2 protein-coding genes are annotated in these 1,607 nt (G+C 40.3%); both read left to right on the top strand.

Annotation, left to right across the window (positions count from 1 at the left end; genetic code table 11):
• Positions 1-973, top strand: a 973-nt coding sequence (locus RIFP1SYM_RS16080) for a phospholipase D family protein (protein ID WP_420855225.1), incomplete at its 5' end; no start/stop codon positions are given.
• A gap of 114 nt (positions 974-1,087) precedes the next feature.
• Complete coding sequence (locus tag RIFP1SYM_RS17670; RefSeq protein WP_139042191.1) at positions 1,088-1,528, top strand: hypothetical protein; 441 nt, start codon at positions 1,088-1,090, stop codon at positions 1,526-1,528.
• The last annotated feature ends 79 nt before the right edge of the window (positions 1,529-1,607 follow it).

Below are 1,607 nucleotides of genomic sequence, written 5' to 3'. Positions count from 1 at the left end.
CGTTATACGAAAAAACATGAAGATACTTTACACATCAAGTGACGTTCACAAAGCAATAAAAGCGGTGTTCGCTAAGAAGCAACGACGACGCATAGCGGTTGTTGCTTATCTCGGCGAAAATGCGGAGGCTTTCTTGCCATTCCCCGAAGGGGTAAAAATTATTTGCTGTCCTGAACCGGGAGCAACAAGCCCTTCCTCTGTGCGCTCGCTGATTGGTAGAGGCGCAGAAGTTCAGTTCTCGGATGATTTGCATGCAAAAGTATACTGGTCAGAAGGCGGGTGTGTTATTACCTCAGCAAATATTTCAAACCGAGCGTTAGGGAGAACGGATCAAAAAGAAACTGGCATTTTCATCAATAGTTCTGATTTTGATATAGATAGACTTATCAGTGAAATCAATCCGTACAAAATCACTCAAAAACACATGAATCACCTTGAAAAACAAGATAGAAAAATAAAAAGAGCCATTAGAGTAGGTAGGCAAAAGAAAGCAAAAAAGCACTTTTTAGAATGGTACAAATCGCCGTACAAGGAGCCTTGGAAAATAGGTTGGTGGTCTGAATCTGATTTAGAAACAGCAAAATCCGCGAAAGAAAGAGCCAAGCAAGAGTACAATGTTTCTGAGCCAGTTGACGTATTGAATGTCTCGAAATCCCAAGTTCAAACAAACGATTGGCTGCTATGTTTTGAAATTACGGAAAATGGCATAAGAAATATAGAATGGATGTTCGTTGATTTTATTGTGTCTGTGGATGCTAAAGATGCAGGCGCATATGAGAAAGATTATCCTTATCAAGCGATTCAGGTTCATAAGCTTAATCGGTATCCAGAGCCGCCATTCATGATTGAGCAAGAGTTTAGAGCAGCCTTCAAAAAGGCGGTCAAAGATTATGGAACTAACAAGATAGAGAACAGAAAAAGACTGCTTCCCCCAAAATCTTTAATTAACAATGTAGCTGAATATATCAAGTAGGCGAGAATCGTATAACAATCACATACACTCGGACAGCAAAAAGCGCCGCTCCTTCGTCGCTCTGCTTTTTACCGCCGGTGATGTGAGGCGTTATAAGGCAAAGGAGGCTTATCGGTGACTGACCAAAAAAAGGAGCCATTCCTTAGATGGCAAGGCCGTTCACTTGAATACTTATCCTATGCGATTAATTTGTTCCTGGGTTTATCTATAGCAGCAATTGGCTTTGAAATGAGCTTATTACAAAATACAGAATTCAACTTGGCAGGTTGGCAGAAATGTATTTTTTCTCTGTCCTTGCTATCACTAGTTGTAGCTAGTGGGTTAGGAGTTGCATGTGTGCTAAATCGTGTAAAAGACTTCAGGGATACTACGGCTATAGCAAGAAAAAAATCAAAAGAAGAATATGATGATGAATTAGATGAGCTAAGAGAAATTGTTGGTGTTATCGGCACAAGAACAAGAAATCTTTTCAATTGGCAGGCTTGGTTATTTAGTATTGGCATATTTCTCTTAGTAGTGGTTATGGTCGTGTTTTATAGCAATAGGTTGTTTTAGAATGAAAATATTGCCTTATAACAAGGCGCTCGTTCGGACGCAAACTACGCTGCGCTTCGTTCGCACCGCACAGCTTGGT

Source organism: endosymbiont of Riftia pachyptila (vent Ph05) (genome assembly GCF_000224455.1).
Lineage (GTDB): Bacteria > Pseudomonadota > Gammaproteobacteria > Chromatiales > Chromatiaceae > Endoriftia > Endoriftia persephonae.
This window is presented reverse-complemented; position numbering and strand designations above follow the sequence as displayed.